General features: G+C 59.9%; 16 protein-coding genes and 1 tRNA gene. 12 read left to right on the top strand and 5 right to left on the bottom strand.

The window, feature by feature from the left end:
- Nucleotides 1–34: 34 nt before the first annotated feature.
- The 3 genes from BKY27_RS09790 to BKY27_RS09780 all read right to left on the bottom strand — a co-directional run bounded on the left by BKY27_RS09790 (nt 35) and on the right by BKY27_RS09780 (nt 3,102).
- Nucleotides 35–781: an alpha/beta fold hydrolase gene (locus BKY27_RS09790; protein WP_071674291.1), complete on the bottom strand. Its 747-nt coding sequence runs from the start codon at nt 779–781 to the stop codon at nt 35–37.
- A 39-nt stretch (nt 782–820) separates the two neighbouring features.
- On the bottom strand, nt 821–1,540 hold the full coding sequence (locus tag BKY27_RS09785) for a hypothetical protein (RefSeq protein WP_071674290.1): 720 nt from the start codon (nt 1,538–1,540) through the stop codon (nt 821–823).
- Nucleotides 1,541–1,668: 128 nt separating this feature from the next.
- Nucleotides 1,669–3,102, bottom strand: coding sequence for an NAD(P)-dependent oxidoreductase (locus BKY27_RS09780; RefSeq protein WP_071674289.1), 1,434 nt, complete (start codon nt 3,100–3,102; stop codon nt 1,669–1,671).
- A 228-nt stretch (nt 3,103–3,330) separates the two neighbouring features.
- Here BKY27_RS09780 and BKY27_RS09775 point away from each other — a divergent pair, with 228 nt between their 5' ends.
- A complete protein-coding gene (locus tag BKY27_RS09775) occupies nt 3,331–4,134 on the top strand; it encodes an undecaprenyl-diphosphate phosphatase (RefSeq protein ID WP_071674288.1) in 804 nt (267 codons plus the stop codon).
- A 9-nt stretch (nt 4,135–4,143) separates the two neighbouring features.
- On the opposite strand, the gene BKY27_RS09770 is transcribed toward BKY27_RS09775, so the two are convergent.
- On the bottom strand, nt 4,144–5,130 hold the full coding sequence (locus tag BKY27_RS09770; RefSeq protein WP_071674287.1) for a complex I NDUFA9 subunit family protein: 987 nt from the start codon (nt 5,128–5,130) through the stop codon (nt 4,144–4,146).
- Nucleotides 5,131–5,309: 179 nt separating this feature from the next.
- Here BKY27_RS09770 and BKY27_RS09765 point away from each other — a divergent pair.
- From BKY27_RS09765 to BKY27_RS09715, 11 genes are all read left to right on the top strand, one after another.
- A tRNA-Leu gene (locus tag BKY27_RS09765) sits at nt 5,310–5,396 on the top strand.
- A 373-nt stretch (nt 5,397–5,769) separates the two neighbouring features.
- Complete coding sequence (locus BKY27_RS09760; RefSeq protein ID WP_071674286.1) at nt 5,770–7,227, top strand: mannose-1-phosphate guanylyltransferase/mannose-6-phosphate isomerase; 1,458 nt, start codon at nt 5,770–5,772, stop codon at nt 7,225–7,227.
- Between the two features lie 140 nt (nt 7,228–7,367).
- Complete coding sequence (locus BKY27_RS19920; protein WP_146636220.1) at nt 7,368–7,868, top strand: hypothetical protein; 501 nt, start codon at nt 7,368–7,370, stop codon at nt 7,866–7,868.
- On the top strand, nt 7,865–10,003 hold the full coding sequence (locus BKY27_RS09750; protein ID WP_084667922.1) for a glycosyltransferase family 2 protein: 2,139 nt from the start codon (nt 7,865–7,867) through the stop codon (nt 10,001–10,003). The genes BKY27_RS19920 and BKY27_RS09750 overlap by 4 nt, the downstream gene beginning before the upstream one ends.
- Nucleotides 10,000–12,852: a glycosyltransferase gene (locus BKY27_RS09745; protein WP_158514971.1), complete on the top strand. Its 2,853-nt coding sequence runs from the start codon at nt 10,000–10,002 to the stop codon at nt 12,850–12,852. Before BKY27_RS09750 ends, BKY27_RS09745 begins: the two co-directional genes overlap by 4 nt.
- 320 nt (nt 12,853–13,172) lie before the next feature.
- The gene (locus BKY27_RS09740; RefSeq protein WP_071674283.1) at nt 13,173–13,784 is read left to right on the top strand and encodes a ribonuclease D; all 612 of its coding nucleotides are present in this window, start codon (nt 13,173–13,175) and stop codon (nt 13,782–13,784) included.
- 9 nt (nt 13,785–13,793) lie between these two features.
- Nucleotides 13,794–14,390 (top strand): LPS export ABC transporter periplasmic protein LptC, encoded by a 597-nt coding sequence (lptC, locus tag BKY27_RS09735; protein ID WP_071674282.1) that lies wholly within the window; start codon nt 13,794–13,796, stop codon nt 14,388–14,390.
- Between the two features lie 10 nt (nt 14,391–14,400).
- Nucleotides 14,401–14,886: an LptA/OstA family protein gene (locus BKY27_RS09730; protein ID WP_084667920.1), complete on the top strand. Its 486-nt coding sequence runs from the start codon at nt 14,401–14,403 to the stop codon at nt 14,884–14,886.
- 3 nt (nt 14,887–14,889) lie between these two features.
- Nucleotides 14,890–15,654: an LPS export ABC transporter ATP-binding protein gene (gene lptB, locus BKY27_RS09725; RefSeq protein WP_071674280.1), complete on the top strand. Its 765-nt coding sequence runs from the start codon at nt 14,890–14,892 to the stop codon at nt 15,652–15,654.
- Nucleotides 15,655–15,886: 232 nt separating this feature from the next.
- Nucleotides 15,887–16,453: a ribosome hibernation-promoting factor, HPF/YfiA family gene (gene hpf, locus BKY27_RS09720; protein ID WP_071674279.1), complete on the top strand. Its 567-nt coding sequence runs from the start codon at nt 15,887–15,889 to the stop codon at nt 16,451–16,453.
- Nucleotides 16,454–16,505: 52 nt separating this feature from the next.
- Nucleotides 16,506–16,970, top strand: a complete 465-nt coding sequence (locus BKY27_RS09715) for a PTS sugar transporter subunit IIA (RefSeq protein WP_071674278.1) — start codon at nt 16,506–16,508, stop codon at nt 16,968–16,970.
- Here the strand turns inward: BKY27_RS09715 and BKY27_RS09710 are convergent.
- Entirely contained in the window at nt 16,967–18,397 is a 1,431-nt protein-coding gene (locus tag BKY27_RS09710) for a hypothetical protein (protein WP_071674277.1), read from the bottom strand. The two genes, BKY27_RS09715 and BKY27_RS09710, sit on opposite strands and share 4 nt — an antisense overlap.
- Nucleotide 18,398 lies beyond the last annotated feature (1 nt).

The raw sequence follows: 18,398 nt of genomic DNA, 5'->3' as shown, positions 1-18,398 counted from the left end.
GCCCAGCCGGGATGACGGGGGGTGGTGGGCAAGGTCATGCGCTGGCCCCCCCACCTGTCTCTTGCGGACGGCGCAATTCCGCCCCGAAATTCTCTTGCAGGATCAGACGCGCGCGGCGCACGCGCCCGTCGATCACCGCCTTCATGAAGGGTGCAAGCACCCCCGCCATCTTCAGCTTTTGCGGCACGTCGTGATGCGTGCGCGGCAGGATGAAGTGGCGGATATTGTCGCCCAGCGGAAACTTGTCGCGCTGCACCGCTTCGCGCGGGTGGCGTCCGTGCACGATAACATAATCCGTCGTCTCGTTCATGTGCTCCGCCGCCGTGCGGATACGAACCTCGGTGATCTTCTCGCGGTGCTCCATCCAGCGATGCTCATCCGGCACCACCTGCGGGTCGATCGAATACTGCGGTGCCAGTGCCAGCGCGCAATCCAGCCGGGTGAACCCCGACAGAACCAGCGCCGCGAATCCGCCCATCGAATGGCCCAGCGCGATGGTGCGGGGCGAGCCGCAGCGCGCCACGAACTCTTCGAAGCGCTCCACGATGGTCTCGATCAGGCCGGGGCCGTTCAGCCACGTCCGGTTCGGATCGGACACGAACAAAACGTTGCGCGTGCCGTTGCCGCTGGCCGAGCGCGCGAATTCGTGGCCCGGCGGCACATCGGCCTCGGTCCCCACACCCGACAGCACCATGACCGCATCCCGCGACTCGGCGCGATGCTCCCACAGGCGCAGGTCCGGCGCGTCCAGCACCGGGGTGATCACCAGATCACGCGCCATGGGACAGCCCCCGCGCGACATATGCCAGACCGGCACGGATCACGACATCATCTCTCCGCAATCATAAAGCGGCGTCGCACTCAGAAAGCCCGGCTCGCCCGGTTCCGCGAAATCCATCGGGGAATAGTCGTCTTCCTCCGACTCCCCGTTGGGCAGGGTCGTCACCTCTTGGCCGCCGAAAAAGACGTTCCACTCCTCGGTCACATATTGGTGGCCCTGCACCCGCCGCGGCCCGTCGCCCAGATCGTATTCGTAAGAGAATTCCGTCCGGTTCAACGTATGGCCATCAACCACCACGGTTTCCCCGGTCAGCCGGTCAAACCCGGTGTAATCGCGCTGGGTACGTTGGCCCGAGGCGCTTTCGTGGATCGTGGAAAAAACCATCGAATCGGTGCCGGTCGCGAACAGTTCCGAGATCGAGGCCGGGTCATCCTCGGGCTCGATCAGCACGTTCTGCGCGCCCGAGCGCAATTCATAGGACAGCAGCCAGCGAAACTCGGAATCGGTGAACGACAGGTAGAACGGCCCGTCCTGATCCATGGTCATACGCCAATGCGTGCCCTCGGGGTCGCCCTCGCAGGTCCACATATGCGACACCGTGCAGCTGCGCGATTGCACCGTCAGAAAGGCGGTGCAGCCCGGCGGCGGCGTCACGATGTTGGATTGCTGAGCAGCAGCCGGGGCAGCGGAAAGGCTCGCAGCGGCGGCGAAACCGGTTAACGCGCCTGCGGCGAGGTAACGATTGGTCAAGCGAAACATGTCAACTGTCCTTCCCTATTTAAAACACGGCGCCGGCCGGCGGTTCTGGAAATATGCAATTTGTCTGCACAGGGGGTGTACGGGGGGTGTACAGGGGGTGCACGCAGGGCACCCCCTGTTTTTCGCTCTTATTCCGCTGCGACGCTGGTGCGCGCGGCCAGTTTCGACAGGATGTCGTCCGCCGCTTCCCGCCCGTCCCGGATCGCCCAGACCACCAGGCTCGCGCCGCGCTGAATGTCGCCCACGGCATAGACACCCGGCAGGTTGGTCTCATGGGTCTGGAAGTCGGCCTTGACCGTGCCCCAGCGGGTCACTTCCAGTTCCGGCGTGTCCCACAGTGCAGGCAGTTCCTCGGGCTCGAAGCCCAGCGCCTTGATCACCAGATCAGCCTCTTCCACGTAGTCCGCCCCCTCGATCACCTCGGGGCTTTGGCGCCCCGTGGCATCGGGCTGACCCAGCCGCATTTTCTGCACCATGACGCCTGTCACAGGCTCGCCCGCAAAGCCCTGGGGCGCGGTCAGCCAGACGAATTCGACGCCCTCTTCCTCGGCATTCTGCACCTCGCGCTGCGATCCGGGCATATTGGCCCGGTCACGGCGATACAGGCATTTCACGCTGTCGGCACCCTGCCGGATCGCTGTGCGCACACAGTCCATCGCGGTGTCGCCACCACCGATCACGACGACCTTCTTGCCTTCGGCATTCAACTCGCCAGACTCGAACTCTGGCACCGCGTCGCCAAAGCTGCGACGGTTCGAAGCCGTCAGGTAGTCGATCGCCCGCACGATGCCAGCTGCGCCCGCGCCGGGGCCTTGCAGATCGCGAGTCTTGTAGACACCGGTTGCGATAACCACGAAATCATGTTGTTCGCGGATCTCTGCAAAGGAAATGTCGTCGCCCACGTTGCAGTTCAGAACGAAGCGCACGCCGCCCGCTTCCAACTGGGCATTGCGGCGCAGGACGATATCTTTTTCCAGCTTGAAACCGGGGATGCCATAGGTCAGCAGTCCGCCCGCGCGGTCATAGCGGTCATAGACCGTGACTTGCAGCCCCTCGCGGCGCAGCCGGTCTGCCGCCGCCAGCCCGCCGGGGCCCGCGCCGATGATAGCCACGCTTTCCGGGCGCTCCTGCGCCGGGGTGATGGGCTTGACCCAACCCTTCTCCCATGCGGTGTCGGTGATGTATTTCTCGACCTGCCCGATGGTCACGGTGCCATGGCCCGATTGTTCGATCACGCAGTTGCCTTCGCACAGCCGGTCCTGCGGGCAGATGCGGCCGCAAATCTCGGGGAAGGTGTTGGTCGCTTGGCTGATCTCGTACGCTTCCTGCAACCGGCCTTCGGCGGTCAGGCGCAGCCAGTCGGGGATGTTGTTGTGAAGCGGGCAATGCGACTGACAGTAGGGCACACCGCATTGTGAACAGCGGCCAGCCTGCTCCTCGGCCTTCGCCTCTACGAATTCCCCATAGATCTCGTTGAAATCATGCGTCCGCGACTCTGCCGCGCGCTTCTCCGGCATGGCCTTGCCCACCGTCACGAATTTCAGCATCTTCTGTTCAGCCATGGCGTGCCTTTCAGGTTCCCTCAGGGTCAGCTAGGCCGCCCGTATAAACGGGCTCTTCAAACATGAAAAGACAGCTATGCTGACCTATTTGTTGGAAATTATGTTCTCTTTGGTGTTTTTTGCCGACGACCTTGCAATTAAAGGGTCAGTATAGTTTCCATAAAAATACATTTTTGTTTTTTATCAATTGCTTAAATACCCGTTTCGCCCCTCACTCCGGAAAACAAGATGACACTCTTCCACCTCTTCCTCGTCGCTCTCATCCAGGGCATCACCGAATTTCTGCCCATTTCCTCCTCTGGGCACCTGATTCTCTTGCCGCAACTCACCGGGATGAGCGATCAGGGCCAGGTGATCGACGTGGCGGTTCACGTCGGCACACTCGGCGCCGTGGTCCTGTTTTTCTGGCGAGAGGTGCGCATGGCCCTCATCGGCACCGGGCAACTGGCGACTGGCCGACGCGACACGCCCGAGGCACGGCTGGCGCTTGGCCTGATCATCGCGACGATCCCGGTCGTCCTGTTCGGACTGCTGTTGAAAATCACCGGTCTGGATGAGGCGATGCGGTCCATCACCGTGATTGGCTGGACCATGCTCCTCTTCGGACTCGTCCTGTATTGGGCGGACCAACGAGGGGCCTCTCAGCTGGCCACCAAGGATTGGGGGCCGCGTCACGCGCTGATCATGGGCCTGTGGCAAGCCGTGGCCTTGATCCCCGGCACATCGCGCTCGGGGATCACCATCACCGCCGCCCGTGGCCTTGGCTACGACCGCACCGATGCGGCGCGGATCTCCATGCTGATGTCGATCCCTACGATCCTCGCCTCGGGCGTGCTGCTCGGGGCGGAAGTGATTGCCACGGCAGACGCTGCCGCCGCGCGAGATGGCGCAATTGCCGCCGGTCTGGCGTTTCTGTCGGCCCTCGGGGCCTTGGCCTTGATGATGCGGTTGCTGCGAAGCGTCAGTTTCACCCCGTATGTGATTTACAGGGTGATCCTTGGCGTGATTCTGCTGGTGATGGCCTATGCCTAGGCCGTCCAGTCAGGTGTTGCGCAGATTGGCGGCGCTGTCTTGCAACACCGAATACTGTCCGCCCGGACGGTAGGGCCACATGTATTCGTCCAGTACCGCATCCATATCGGTCGGCGCGATGCCCAGATCGGCAAAACCCTTGGCACCCTCGGACACGACGTTATCCTTGCGCAACTGGCGCACCTGATCGCGGGTCAGCATTCCGTTGTGGATGAGACCAAGGGTGACCGACTGCACCGCGCCAAGACAAAACCCCATGATCGACCCCACCCAGAACGGCAGGTTCACGATCAGACGACGGCGGCGGATCACACCGAGCATCTTGTGCATCAGGTCACGCAGGCTGGCCACGTCCGGCCCGCCAAGCTCATAGACGCCAGCGGGCGCCGACCCGAGAACGCCGGCAACAGCGGCTTGCGCCACATCATCCACGTAAACCGGCTGGAACAGCGAGGTACCACCAACGATCGGCAGGACCGGGCCAAAGCGGGTCATCTTGGCGAACCGGTTGAAGAATTCATCTTCGGGCCCGAAGACGACCGAGGGGCGCAGGATCACAGCATTCGGGAAATGCTCTTGCACCGCCGCCTCGCCTGCGGCCTTGGTCCGGGCATAGTCACTGTCCGACTCGGCATCGGTGCCAAGTGCCGACAGATGCACCAAGCTCGACACACCGCTTTGCGCCGCGATACGGGCAATCCGTTCCGCGCCTTCGGTCTGGACCGCCTCAAAGCTGTTCTTGCCGCGTTCTGTCAGAACGCCGACGCAGTTCACCACCGCATCCGCTCCGGCCATCGCGGCTGAAACCGAGGCATCGTCGCGAATATTGGCCAAGATGGGCTCGACCTGACCGACAACACCATAGGGACGCACGAAGATCGCTTCGTTCGGTCGGCGAACGGCGACGCGCACGCGCCAGCCTTCCTTGGCCATGCGCCGCGCAATGTAGCGGCCCACGAAGCCAGACCCGCCAAAGATCGTCACGAGTTTCGACATACCTGGTCCCTCCGGTCTCGGTTCGTTGGTGTGATACGCGGCCAAACCCCACAGGACAAGGCGCAAAACGTCCCGGTTCGAAAGGCGAAAACGCAGCGGCGAAAAAGTTTGCGCTTTTTTACATCGAGGCCCGTTGACACCACCTTTGGGTGGCGATATCTGCCCGTCTCACGACACCGGCCCAGGTGGCGGAATTGGTAGACGCGCTAGCTTCAGGTGCTAGTGTCCGTATGGACGTGGAGGTTCGAGTCCTCTCCTGGGCACCATTATCCCATCACAGTGTTGAACAGCAACCGCCATCCACAGGTGTGCCAACGGATGCGACAGTGACGTAATGCCAAGGCCGTGGATGCCACTGGCGCGATGGCATGTTCCCATGTTTGCGATCGTGGAGAGTGAACGGGTGAAACGGAGTCATCTCATGCTTGGTTTTGGCAATTAACGTGATTCCACGTCCTTCGTTCGGGTTCAGGCTCTATTTTCAAGCACTTGTGCCCGACGAGCCCTCGCTAAAACATTCAGATCCTTTGCCGCGACCAGCCGGACCCTTCTCATCAATGGGAACTTGTGATTTATCGATTTCACAGCTTTCATTCACAGGAAATGCAGATCATGCATGGACTCAAAGGAATTTGACCAATGAAGACTTCGTTCGAGATTTTTCCCCTGATTTTGTGCGGCGGGTCGGGTACGCGGCTTTGGCCGCTTTCGCGAAAGAGCTACCCTAAGCAATTCGTACCACTGATCGGCGAGCATTCTTTGTACCAGCAATGTGCTGGGCGGATGGCGGGCACGCGTGGCAGCGTCAGCTTTGCGTCGCCGACCATCCTTACTGGATCTGATTTCCGTTTTGTGGTGACTGAGCAGTTGCACGCTATTGGTATCGAACCCGGTCCAGTTCTGATCGAGCCTGAGGGACGAAATACGGCACCTGCCGTCCTTGCCGCAGCCCTCTACATTGCCAAGACTTCGCCCGAGGCTCTTTTACTCGTCGCACCTTCAGATCACGTTTTGCCCGACGCGGATGCGTTTGCAGAGGCCGTCGCCCAAGGAGCCGACGCAGCTGAGCGCGGGGAGTTGGTATCCTTCGGGATCACCCCCGATCGCCCAGAAACCGGATACGGCTATCTGCAACTGGCCGAGAACGGAGACGCGGGCGGCGCCCGAAAGTTGGAACGGTTCGTCGAAAAGCCCGATCTGGCAAACGCCGAACGTATGGTGGCTGATGGTGCATACCTGTGGAATGCTGGCATCTTCCTTTTTGCCGCAAAGGACATCATTGCAGCCTTTGAACTGCATGCGCCTGGACTTATGAATGCAGTCCGCGAAGCTGTGGACCTTGGTGAGCCCGATCTCGGGTTCTTCCGTCTTGCACCAGAGCCTTGGGCCGATGTGGAGGATATCTCCATCGATTACGCGGTAATGGAAAAGGCTGGCAACCTTAGTGCAGTGCCCTTTCGTGGCCAATGGAGCGATCTGGGTAGCTGGAGCGCTGTACGCGAGCAGAGTGCGATCGACGCCAACGGGGTCGCGGTATCCGGTCCCGCGACCGCAATTGACTGCAAGAATTCGCTGTTGCGTTCAGAAAACCCTGACCAGGAGCTGGTTGGCCTTGGTTTGAACGGAATTGTTGCGATCGCCATGCCCGATGCCGTACTGGTCGCCGACGCAAGCCGGACGCAAGATGTGAAGCTCGCCGTAAAAAGCCTCGCCGCCAAGGGAGCTAAGCAGGCCGAAGCCCTGCCTGTCGATTACCGACCTTGGGGACATTTCGAGACCCTAGTTTTGGACGACCGGTTTCAGGTCAAACGGATCGTGGTCAAGCCAGGCGCCAGCCTCAGCTTGCAAAGCCATCATCACAGGTCCGAACACTGGATCGTCGTGCGGGGCACAGCCAAGGTGACCGTGAACGAATCCGTCACGTTGGTGACTGAAAACGAGTCCGTCTACATTCCGCTCGGGGCTGTCCACCGGATGGAGAACCCGGGAAAAGTCGACATGGTTCTAATTGAGGTTCAAACTGGCAGCTACCTTGGCGAGGATGACATTATTCGCTACGAAGACGTTTATGCACGTGGTCAGGGGGCAAAAGGGTAGTCGGGCGGCATTGCTCGATTCGCAACATAGCCCCCAAGCTGCGGACATGTTAGCTTCGCCTGTGTGTTATTGGCGCAGGTTTCCTGATGAAAATTGGGGGAGGCTGTCAACAAGCAGGCTCGAATTCCGATGGATTGCCGATGCGTGACACGGATCAGTATCAGACGGACGTAGACTTGCAGGTCATGCTCCGGGCGGAAATTCTCGAGTTGCGATCGCAACTGGCGCGTCGTGATGCCGAAATAGCTGCCCTGTTGCAGCAATCCGACGCACAGGCCGTACAGGACATCGCTGAGAAAGAGTTGAGCGGCAGCCTAAAGGGCTGGCTGCGACCTCGCCTACAGCGGTTCCGTCACAGGTTGGTATTGCGACGTCAGGTTGCGGCTCTGTCCGCAAGCCCCCTATTCGACGCGGATTGGTATGCCGGACACTACCCGGAATGCGGCGGACCGGAAAAAGCTGCGGTGCACTACCTCTTGAAGGGCGCATTCGCGGGGCACGATCCGGGGCCGAATTTTGACACTGCCGCCTACTATCGCGCCAATCCTGATGTCGCCGCCGCTGGTTGGCCGGCACTGGCGCATTTCGTGCTGCACGGTGAAACCGAAGATCGGCGCGTTCGGTTGATCTCGGGGGGATGAACCGGTTGCCTTGGGATCCTGATGCCGCTGCATTGCGAGAACGCCTCTTAGCCGACTCGGGCCTGTTCGACAGCGAATGGTATGCTGCGCGTTACGATGATGCTGCGCGGTCCGGCTTGGATCCTTGGACGCATTTTCTGGCTTTTGGCTGGGATTTGGGTCGAGATCCCGGGCCGACCTTCGACTCGAGAGCTTATCTGACACGCTATTGCGATGTATTGGGAAGCGAGACGGACGCACTTACACATTACCTTCTGCACGGCGCTAAGGAGGGGCGATCCGCCAACCCCTTCGCAGATGACCCAGTTCTAAGTGCACGCGCCTTGAGCGACATGCTTAGGATCAGGTTGAACGTGCTCGGTCAGAGATCTGCCTTGCGGGCGCTGCAACGTGTGGCTTGTGATGAGCACGGCGATCAGGCGGCATTTGCCGCAAGAGATCTAGCACTGTGGCACCTGCGCCAATGGCGCGAGTCCGAGCGATTGGAAACGGCCAAAACGGCACGTCATTGGGCCAATTTAGCGTCTGAATCTGCCGTTGATCCGATATTACGTGGCCGACTGCTGACGGTTCGACTGGTTGCTGAAGCCATTTCTGGCATGCAGCCTCCGTCGCAGGCGCAATTGGGAGCTTGGGCCGAAGAGGGGCGTTTAACCCCTGAGATTTGGTTCGCGCTCACCGGGTTCGAGAGCACGGAGGCAGATCGGTTATCGAAAATCAATCAAGCACTCCGCGCCTATGACCTGGCACCGCTTGCTTTGCGTCCCAATGCGACGAGCAACCTTTATGACCGTCTGGATTCGGCATCTCCAGCCAATCCGGTGGACGGCCCGCTCGTGACGGTTCTGATCGCGGCATACAATGCCGAGGCAACCTTGCAAACGGCCTTGCGCGCCATGCGTGGCCAAAGTTGGCGCAATTTGGAAATCCTCGTCATTGACGACGCAAGCAGCGATCATACGGCAGAAATAGCCCGTGACGCCGCAGAAGCTGACGGGCGCATACGCCTCATTAGTCAGTCGCAAAACGGAGGTGCATACGCCGCACGGAATGTTGGACTGGCTGCCGCCCGTGGCGCTTATGTCACCATCCACGACGCCGACGATTGGTGCCACCCGGAGCGCATCTCGCGACAAATGGCAATCCTGACCGAGACGGAAGGGGCAATAGCTTGCACTTCGGAACATGTCCGAATTCAGCCCGACCTGACCTTGACCCGCTTAAGCCCCGAGGCACATTTCCTGACCGAAAATACCGCCTCGTTGTTGTTCGAGCGATTGCCAGTGGTTGAGGCGCTTGGCTGTTGGGACGAGGTGCGTGTCGCCGCAGACAATGAATTCATTCGCCGAATGCGTCGAATTTTCGGCTCGAAAGCGGTCATCTCAGCAGAGACCGGACCGCTTGCACTGCTCAGGGATCAACACGGGTCTGCTGTACGTGGCGGGCCACTTTCTATTGATGGCTACGTGACCGGAGCACGGTTAGCCTATCTCGACGCGCAGGAACACCATCACCGGACCGCACACCCCTCGGCACTGTGCTATGCACCTGGCGACCGCCCCTTCCCGGCACCGCAAATCCTGCGCGGAAATATAGACACGCAAACGCTGTCTCTTCTGGTTGCGGCTGACCCACGTCGCCCTGACCGCGTGATGCAAACCTGCTTGCAACTGATTGATGCTGCCGCCGGTTCAGTTGGATTCATTCCTTTGGTCCGCCCGATCCCGCCATGCCAGCTCGATCCGCCGCCGCGTGTGTGCCCCGCCCTGCTCAGAGCGCTCAGTGCTGGAAAACTGCGGCACCTCTGCCCCGGAGAAACTGCATCAGCCTCACTCCTCATCGTGCCCGATCCCGAGGCCTTGGTGGAACTTCCCGGCGCCTTGCCGTCACTTCTCACGGAACGTGTGCGACTGTTGGCCGATCATTCACCAGTCTCGGTGCTGCCCTCCACGGGCCGTCAAGTCACACGTTATGACCCGGTCGCTTGTGAGGCGGCCATCCGAAACATGGCTAGCGGCGCGTTTGAATGGTGGGCTCTTACCCCAACGATCCGAGCTGCTCTGACGAGGGCAGGAGCAACGAATGTTGGCCGAAAGCTATTGACCGTCACCGATCCCGGGAGAGTGCTTCGATGACAGATCCCGGTTCGTCCCGTATAGACTTTGATCCCGGCTGGTATCTTGCAACATATCCAGACGTGAAGGCAGCCGGCGTAGATCCTTGGGAGCACTACCTTGCACACGGTCGCGATGAAGGGCGCCTTGGCGCGCCAGTACGGGCCATGGAACTCGACCACATCCTGTGGCGTGGCTTCGAAGAAATGGCCCTGCCGGAACTGAGGCTTCTTCTTAGGAATGGATCCCCTAGGGAACGCGCATTAGCTGGTTGGTTCGTTGCCCGACACGCCAGCTCCCAAGGCCGCTGGAAGACAGCACTCTCCGCCATACGAATTTTCTTGGATAGCGATGAAGGTCTCCAGATCGTTTCCCACCGCGGGCCGTGGGTTTTGGCGATCAAGGCAGCTGCGGTCTGTGGCGAAACCACCCTTGCCCGCAAGGTTCTGGCCCGAGCTCGCGATCGTTTTGGCGCTCACGCGGATTTCGCCCTAGGCGACATGGAGATTGCCCTAGCCGAGGACACTTCGGATGGCGTTCTCTCAGAACATCTTCAAAGGGTCTATGATGGGACTGATCTTGTACCGGTAGGACTGTCCGGGGGATCAGGCCCGCGCTTCGACCGTCTGACTGCCAAATCTGACCCCGCTCCAGTGAAAAACGGTCCATTGGTAAGTGTCATTATCCCAGCTTTCCGTGCGGAAGGAACGCTTCCCACCTGCCTTCGCGGTCTGACCGCACAGAGCTGGCGCAATCTAGAGATCATCGTCGTCGATGATGCTAGCCCTGATGGCACCGCTGATGTGGCCGACCGTGCTGCCAAATTCGACCCGCGTATCCGCGTTATCCGGCAAAGCGAGAACGAGGGCGCCTATGTCGCGCGAAATTCCGGACTGGCGGTTGCGAATGGAGCATTCTTTACGGTTCATGACGCAGATGACTGGTCGCACCCACAAAAGATCGAGGAGCAATTGCGCCCGCTTCTCAAAGACAAGAGCCGCATAGCCAGTACCTCTCACTGGGTGCGCGTAGGGCCTGACCTGTCTATGACGCTTTGGCGAATTGAGGACGGCTGGGTCTATCGGAACGTGTCGTCACTCATGGTAAGGGCCGAGATGCGCGAGGCCATTGGCTATTGGGATCGTGTTCGCATCAATGCAGATACCGAATACTACCATCGCATCATCGCCGCATTTGGGAAGGAAGCCATAGCCGAGCAGCAAGCCGGCGTCCCTTTGGCTTTCGGACGCAATGCACCACAATCTCTGACACTTTCTTCAGAGACCCACCTTTCAACCCAGTTTCGTGGGCCACGGCGGGCGTATCTGGACTCCGCTCTATATTGGCAAGCTGGTCAGATTTCTGCTTTGAAAGACGATGCTGATATTGGCGCGCGGACCGCGGCACTCTATCTACCGCAGATACCGGATAGACGCCCCTTTCCGGCCCCGGCAGCAACCCGGCCGTCGGATGCCAATACCGTTCCAAGCGACTATGCGACCATAGCTACGTCACCTCACTTTGATCCGTTGTGGTACCTAGCCCATAATCCGGATGTGCTTTCCGCTGACGCCGACCCTGTTCGTCACTATCTTCAGGACGGAGGACGCGAGGATCGTGACCCCGGTCCGCTCTTTTCCGACTCGGGCTGGCGACGCTTGCGCGGGCTGTTGGAAACGGACGTTCCATTACTGGACTATGAGCGTTCTTCTGACTGTGAAAAGGCGCGTCCGTTGCGGTTTGAGGGCAAGGTTGTTCCGAATGACCGCCCGAATGTACTGGTGTTTGCCCACTCCGCTGATCGACGCGTATTTGGTGCCGAGCGAAGCCTGCTACGGACTCTGGAACATCTCGCCGAGGGAACGGATGGTCCAAAGATGGCGCCAGTGGTCGTGCTGCCTTCGGCGGTTAATAAGGACTATCTGGACGAGATTCGCGCGCGGGCAATAGCAGTGGAAATCCTCCCGCAACTCTGGCGGCATCGTTTCCGCCAGGTGGCGCCCGAAACCGTAGCGGTCATTCGGAAGATGATTCAACTCTATCAACCGCTCGAACTCCACGTGAACACCCTTGTCTTGAACGCCCCGCTTATCGCCGCTCGGATTGAGGGCTGCCCCTCTGTTGTACATGTTCGTGAACTTCCGGCCGAAGATCCTGCGCTGTGTCAGATCCTTGGCGATAGCTCCCATGGTCTGCGTCGGAGCATTCTGGCCGAGACAGATCGGTTCGTTGCAAATTCGTCGGCAGTAGCCAACTGGCTGAATTGCCCGGAAAGAGTGACGATTCGCCTAAATGAAGTCGACCCGGCACTGTTCGATTTGCCCCACACGCCGGGCAAGGGGCTGCGAGTTGCGCTCATCAGCAGCAACCTCGCCAAGAAAGGCATCGCGGATTTCGTGAAGGTCGCGCAGCTGGTGGGCAAAGCCGAAGTTGAAGATGGACTGCCACCTTCCGCCCGTTGCCGTTTTCTTTTGATTGGGCCAGACTCGGCAGATCTCCAGACCCTCTTCCCCCTGCCAAGCAATACCACCCACACCGGCTACGCAGAGGGGCCAGTGGCCGCGATCAAACAGGCAGATGTTGTCCTGATCCTGTCCCATTTCGCCGAATCGTTCGGCCGCACGGCGCTAGAAGCTATGGCCGCTGGACGCCCGGTCATTTGCTATAATCGTGGTACACCGCCCACACTCATCGCCCAGGGCCAAACCGGCTTTGCGGTTCCTCCTTACGATCAAGAGGCCGTGGCGCGGGCTGTTCTGGCCCTCTCAGTCGCGAGGCTAAAGCTAGCGGATATGAGCCGCGCTGCGCGAAGGCGGGCCGCTGACTGCAAGCATTCTACGGTCTCCGCAGTTTTGAGCGCGAGCGCATAGGAGGCAAAGGGCCTACTGCACCAGCTGAAATTCTCATAAGGATCAAGACTTGGTCTGCACCCAGACCGGCGGCCGTACGGGTCACGCGAAACGATCATTTGCCAATATCGCGTCTCTTGCATTTTATTGGCTTGTGCCCGTCAGGTCGGCAAGACCGAGCAGACCTTGCGAAGCAGGGTAGCCAAGTTGCCAACTTCAGCGAAAACTGCCATGAACCGATGAATTGAATGGGCTGGTGTACGCTGTATGGTCACTAACTTGGACTTTGACGTGATTGTGCGCCGGCCTTTCCGCCAAGGTCACGATTGAGATGGAATGACATGACGATCCACCTTTACAAGAATGACCTTCCCGACGGGCTGGACCTTGGGTCCATCGTCGCTATTGATTGCGAAACGATGGGTCTGAACCCGCACCGTGACCGGCTGTGCCTTGTGCAAATGTCCGGTGGGGACGGCAATGCCCATCTGGTGCAGATCGAAAAAGGCCAGACCGAGGCGCCGAACCTCGCCGCGATGCTGGAGAACCCCGATGTTCTGAAGCTGTTCCATTTCGGCCGCTTCGACATTGCCGCGATGTATCATGCCTTCGGGGCGCTGGCGGCCCCTGTCTTCTGCACCAAGATCGCGTCGAAACTGGTGCGCACCTATACTGACCGTCACGGGCTGCGGAACCTGTGCCAAGAGTTGCTGGATGTCGATATTTCCAAGCAGCAGCAAAGCTCGGACTGGGGGGCACCCAAGTTGACCGACGCGCAGATGACCTATGCCGCGTCGGACGTTCTTTACCTGCACCGTCTGAAAGAGATCTTCGACCGGCGGCTTGCCCGCGAAGACCGGACCGAGATCGCGCAAGCCTGTTTCGATTTCCTGCCGACCCGCGCCAAGCTCGATCTGGCGGGATGGCCCGAAATCGACATCTTTTCGCACTGAGGGGCGAGGATGGCCGCGACCAACACCTATTCGCGGGTCGTTGCCTGGGTGAAGGTGATCCTTCCTTTGTTGGCGCTAGCGCTGCTTTCGACCTTGTTTCTTCTGTCACGCACGCCAGACCCCAACCGGGCCATTCCCTTTGCGGAGGTGGATGTCGAGGAATTGGCGCGCGAACAACGCCTTGGCAATCCTCGTATCGCGGGCACGCTGGCCGATGGGCGAGAGGTGATTTTCACCGCCGACCGCGCCGCGCCGGTCGTAGGGAACTCGGACCTCATCGAAGCCCAGCAGATCGAGGCGCGCCTCGATCTTTCCCCCGATTCCCTGCTGATGGTGGTGGCCGGGAACGCCCTTTTCGACCTGCCCGGAGAACGCGCGGATCTGGGCGATGACGTTCATCTGACCACCTCGGACGGGATGCACCTGCGGACGGATCGCCTTCAATTCGACCTCGGCGCCTCGCAGGTATCATCGCCGGGCGACGTGCATGTAACCGGTCCCGGCCTCGACCTGACCGCCGGGACGATGCAGGCCAGCACTGTTGATGGCGACAATGTAGTTCTTTTTAATAATGGTGTTCGGGTGTTATATGACCCACAGAATTGACGGAGTTTTCATGCGCGCCCTTTTTTCCGCCGTGTTTCTTGTATTCGTTTCGGGACTGTCAGCCGCCGCGCAGATGGCCGTGGGGTTCGGTGGCGTGCCGCATGACCCGACCCAGCAGATCGAGGTCACGTCGGACAGTCTGCGCGTGGATCAGACGACCGGGAACGCCGTGTTCTCGGGCAATGTCATCGTGATCCAAGGGGATCTGCGGATGGCAGCCGAGGAGATATCGGTGATCTACGCCGAAACGGACGGTGCCCAGCAAATCCGCGAAGTGGTGGCGACCGGTGGTGTTATGATGACCCGCGGGCAGGACGCCGCCGAAGGGGACCGCGCCGACTATTCGGTCACCGACTCTTTGGTGGTTGTCAGTGGCAATGTGCTGATTACCCAAGGCCGCACCACCGTTGCCGGGGATCGCCTGAATATCGACCTCACCACTGGCAACGGCACCGTCGAGGGGCGGGTGCGCACTGTGCTTCAGCCGGAAGAGTAATAGATGGCAGACGGACGACACGCCGCGACGCCGGGTGACGGTGCCCATGGATTGCGCGTTACCAATCTGCGCAAAAGCTACAAACGTCGCCCGGTGATCCGCGACGTGACTTTGTCATTGGATCGGGGCGAGGTCGTGGCACTGCTCGGTCCCAATGGATCGGGCAAAACGACCTGCTTTTATTCCATCGCCGGTTTGGTCGCGCCCGAGGCTGGCACCGTTATGCTGGATGGTCAAAACATCACCTATCTGCCGATGTATCGCAGGGCCAAGGCCGGGATCGGCTATCTGCCTCAGGAGATGTCGATTTTTCGAGGTCTGACGGTCGAGGACAATATCTCGGCCATCCTCGAATTCACCGAGAAGGACCGCCACAAACGGCACGAGCGACTGGAAGAGTTGTTGTCGGAATTTTCCATCACTCACCTGCGCGCCGCACCAGCGCTGTCCCTGTCGGGCGGCGAGCGGCGGCGTGCGGAAATTGCGCGGTGCCTGGCCTCCAACCCGCGGTATCTGCTGCTGGATGAACCCTTTGCTGGTGTCGACCCGATCGCGGTGGCCGAGATCAGGGCCCTGGTCTCGGACCTCAAGACGCGGGGCCTCGGGGTGCTGATTACCGACCATAACGTTCGGGAAACGCTGGAAATTGTGGATCGCGCCTACATCCTGCATGACGGCACCGTCCTGATGAGCGGCACTGCCGAAGAAGTGATCGCTGACGAAAATGTCCGTCGCGTCTACCTGGGCGATACCTTTCGAATCGGATGAACCCCGCTGCCGCGTCGCAGCCCTGCCGGTTTGCGTTGACAGCCCGCCCCGATTCAGCGCCAAATGAAGGGGATGTTCAACAGCGCCTTAGATCTTGCCGTGCCGCTCACCGCCCCTGGGGGCCGGTCGGCCTATCGCAATATACTTCCGGCGCCATCCTGTTCATCGCAGCATTGACTGGCGGCCGGGTCGGGGGCATCCCCCGCCGGCCGTTCGCATTTATGGAGGTCCCATGCGCTACCAGATCAGCGGAAAACAAATCGACATCGGCGATGCCCTACAGGTTCACGTCAAGGATAGCCTTGGCGCCGCCGTTCAAAAATACGCTGAACGCCCGACCGACGCGCAAGTTGTTTTTTCACGCAGCGGTCACGAGCATGTCTGCGAGGCAAGCGTACACCTGTCGACCGGCCTGACCGCGTCGGCCAAGGCAACTGACCACGAAATTTACGCTTCGTTCGACAAATGCTGCGAAAAGATGGAAAAACAGCTACGCCGCTATAAACGGCGCCTGAAAGACCATCATATCACACGCTCTGAACCCGTTGAAACTTTCCTCGGTTCCTCGTATATCCTCGCGGGCTCGGAAGGCACGGATGACGCTGAGCCGGATTCGCTGCAACCGATCATCATTGCCGAGATGGAGACGCAAATCCCGTCTCTCTCGGTTGGCGAAGCGGTCATGCAGATGGAACTGGCTGGGGCGCCCGTGCTGATCTTCCGAAATGAGGGACATGACGGGTTGAATGTGGTCTACCGCCGCGAAGACGGGAACGTCGGTTGGATAGATCCCCGTTGAACGAAACATCAGGGGCCGGCCCAACGGACCGGCCCCGCACTGGGACATAACCATGGATCTAGCGTCGCTTCTGCATCCGCAGGCCGTTCATATTTTTGCGGACGTGAGCAGCAAAAAGAGGTTGATTCAAACGATTTCCGAAGTGGCCTCGCCACTGACGGGCATCGGTGTGAGCGAAATCTCGTCGGCCCTTCTGGAGCGTGAGAACCTTGGACCGACCGGGTTTGGCAAGGGTGTCGCCCTGCCACATGCCCGCCTGTCCGGTCTGTCCGGTGTGATGGGGGTCTTCATAAAGCTGGACCGGGCGATTGATTTCGACGCCGTGGATCGGCAGCCGGTGGACCTGATCTTTGCCCTCTTCGCCCCTGAAGAATCGGGAACCGAACACCTCAAGGCGCTGGCTCTTGTCTCGCGCACGCTGCGCGACCCGATTTTGTGTGAAAAGCTGCGGGCCAATTCGGACCCGGTCACATTGCACGCCCTGCTGACAGAAACACGTGCGACGCAGGCAGCCTAACCCTGCCACGGGGCGAAGCCGAAATTCAGAAAATCCTTGCGATAGACATCGCTGATCAGCGCTTCGATCTCGGGGTCGTAAATGTCTGACAGCTCGATTGGGCTGTCCGGCAGGGCCATGTCGAAATCGGCCCCGCTCCGCCCCTGCTCTGCCGCCAGACGTGGCAGCATTTCGATCATGTCCTCTTCCCGCAGGATATGGTCGGGCAGCATGAACTGCGACATCCCCTCCAACACCGCCGTTTGACTGGCCCAGACCGGTTCGACCTTGAGGCTGGTCTGCCCGGCGAGGTTGCCCTTGAGGAAATTCAGGAAGGCGATGAACGCCTCTTTGTGCTGATCGGCGTAGTAGCCCTTGATCCACCCATCCGAAGGGATTGGCAGGCCATAGCGTTTCTTCAGAACCCGGCGGATGTTGGAAAAGGCAGGGCGATCGTTCGGGACGATACAAGTGTTGAAAACGGTATAGGCCCGCTCCAGTGGATGGCGCAGCACGGTAAAGCTGCGATGACCCGGATGTTTTCGCATCCACTGTCGCAAGTCCTTCTGCTTTAGGTCAGTCAACAATGCGTCGGGCCCGATCCCGTCCAATCCGGCCATCCACGCTTTGACCGGTTCCACGGCCGCGCCGCGGATCGGCATGAAGACCAGCCCCGTTTCCGGCAATGCGACGAAGCTGGGCACGGCGGCGTGGCGGGCAGGTTCGAAATTCGGGGTTCGGCCAAGATCGAACTTGTCCATCTTTGCCAGCGACCGCACCATGTGGTCATAGTTTTCGACCTTCTGGCTCAGATCGCTCGGGTTTTGTGGCTTGAGCTTGGCATTCGTCGCTTCAAGCGCGTGGTCGGACCCAAGGAACCTGGCCAGCCCGTTCACCACATCGACATCGTTGATATCCTCGTAGCGGATGAAAAACGCCGTCTGGCCGGTGGTCTGCATCCCGCGTTGCAGTTTTTCCTGAAACGCCTGCAAATCGGCCAGCATGTTCTCGAATTCCCAAAGGCGGAACTCGATCTTGGCGCTCTTGCGGTTCTTCATGTCCGTCAACCGCCATTGCCCCGTTTCCGTGGCGATCCGACGGCTGACATAGCTTTCCAGCGGGTTGCGGGTCAGGATCACCTTGGCAATCGCCGAATCGGGCAGAACCCGGTCCAGAACGCGCGGGTCATGGTCGTGAAAGAACCTGAAGCCCGGCGTCACGTCGCCAGCGTTGTCGATAATCGCCTCCAACAGGTCGAGCGGCTTGGCCTCGCGCCGATCCATGTCGATGCCGTGTATCTCGAACGTGTTGTGATGGCCCATGAAGGTGGGGTTGTAGACCTCGCCCAGGCAATCAATGTCCGGCAGGTCGTTCAGCGTCGCTTCGAGGTAATTGGACCCTGTGCGCATCTCGGCGAAAATGACAAATGCATCGAAACGACGGGTCATG

The organism is Nioella nitratireducens (genome assembly GCF_001879715.1).
GTDB lineage: Bacteria > Pseudomonadota > Alphaproteobacteria > Rhodobacterales > Rhodobacteraceae > Nioella > Nioella nitratireducens.
This window is presented reverse-complemented; position numbering and strand designations above follow the sequence as displayed.

Excerpts from the sequence above, each read along its gene's own strand:
- BKY27_RS09790 (WP_071674291.1), bottom strand. The coding sequence starts at position 781 with ATGGCGCGTGATCTGGTGATCACCCCGGTGCTGGACGCGCCGGACCTG.
- BKY27_RS09785 (WP_071674290.1), bottom strand. The coding sequence starts at position 1,540 with ATGTTTCGCTTGACCAATCGTTACCTCGCCGCAGGCGCGTTAACCGGT.
- BKY27_RS09780 (WP_071674289.1), bottom strand. The coding sequence starts at position 3,102 with ATGGCTGAACAGAAGATGCTGAAATTCGTGACGGTGGGCAAGGCCATG.
- BKY27_RS09775 (WP_071674288.1), top strand. The coding sequence starts at position 3,331 with ATGACACTCTTCCACCTCTTCCTCGTCGCTCTCATCCAGGGCATCACC.
- BKY27_RS09770 (WP_071674287.1), bottom strand. The coding sequence starts at position 5,130 with ATGTCGAAACTCGTGACGATCTTTGGCGGGTCTGGCTTCGTGGGCCGC.
- BKY27_RS09760 (WP_071674286.1), top strand. The coding sequence starts at position 5,770 with ATGAAGACTTCGTTCGAGATTTTTCCCCTGATTTTGTGCGGCGGGTCG.
- BKY27_RS19920 (WP_146636220.1), top strand. The coding sequence starts at position 7,368 with ATGCGTGACACGGATCAGTATCAGACGGACGTAGACTTGCAGGTCATG.
- BKY27_RS09750 (WP_084667922.1), top strand. The coding sequence starts at position 7,865 with ATGAACCGGTTGCCTTGGGATCCTGATGCCGCTGCATTGCGAGAACGC.
- BKY27_RS09745 (WP_158514971.1), top strand. The coding sequence starts at position 10,000 with ATGACAGATCCCGGTTCGTCCCGTATAGACTTTGATCCCGGCTGGTAT.
- BKY27_RS09740 (WP_071674283.1), top strand. The coding sequence starts at position 13,173 with ATGACGATCCACCTTTACAAGAATGACCTTCCCGACGGGCTGGACCTT.
- lptC (WP_071674282.1), top strand. The coding sequence starts at position 13,794 with ATGGCCGCGACCAACACCTATTCGCGGGTCGTTGCCTGGGTGAAGGTG.
- BKY27_RS09730 (WP_084667920.1), top strand. The coding sequence starts at position 14,401 with ATGCGCGCCCTTTTTTCCGCCGTGTTTCTTGTATTCGTTTCGGGACTG.
- lptB (WP_071674280.1), top strand. The coding sequence starts at position 14,890 with ATGGCAGACGGACGACACGCCGCGACGCCGGGTGACGGTGCCCATGGA.
- hpf (WP_071674279.1), top strand. The coding sequence starts at position 15,887 with ATGCGCTACCAGATCAGCGGAAAACAAATCGACATCGGCGATGCCCTA.
- BKY27_RS09715 (WP_071674278.1), top strand. The coding sequence starts at position 16,506 with ATGGATCTAGCGTCGCTTCTGCATCCGCAGGCCGTTCATATTTTTGCG.
- BKY27_RS09710 (WP_071674277.1), bottom strand. The coding sequence starts at position 18,397 with ATGACCCGTCGTTTCGATGCATTTGTCATTTTCGCCGAGATGCGCACA.